This is a genomic window from Blautia sp. AF19-13LB (genome assembly GCF_003479105.1).
Taxonomy (GTDB): domain Bacteria; phylum Bacillota; class Clostridia; order Lachnospirales; family Lachnospiraceae; genus Fusicatenibacter; species Fusicatenibacter saccharivorans.
This window is the reverse complement of the sequence record NZ_QUGO01000065.1, coordinates 899-1,132: the sequence shown is the minus strand read 5'-3', so window position 1 is coordinate 1,132 and position 234 is coordinate 899. Positions and strand designations below refer to the sequence as shown.

Genomic DNA, 234 nt, shown 5'->3' with positions numbered 1-234 from the left:
CAGAACAGGTTTTTCCTTCTCGAGACGCAGTTGTTTCCGCTTTTCATAATTACCGGGATACTTTTTGTTAATGGAGTCTTCCATGGCAAACAACCGATTGCAGTACTGGACTCCCTATACTGCAGGCTGGCTGTAGTCATACTGCTTCCCTTTTGGAACAGCGTCGATAAAGTATCGGCGGATATGTGCCCAACAGGAGCAGCGCCTGATCCCAGGCAGACTGTTATAACCCTG

Annotated in this window: 1 protein-coding gene; it reads right to left on the bottom strand. The window is 48.3% G+C overall.

Annotated features, from left to right (window positions below; all coding sequences use genetic code 11):
- Positions 1-114: 114 nt before the first annotated feature.
- Complete coding sequence (locus DWX32_RS20810) at positions 115-210, bottom strand: IS66 family transposase (RefSeq protein WP_279220383.1); 96 nt, start codon at positions 208-210, stop codon at positions 115-117.
- Between the last annotated feature and the right edge of the window lie 24 nt (positions 211-234).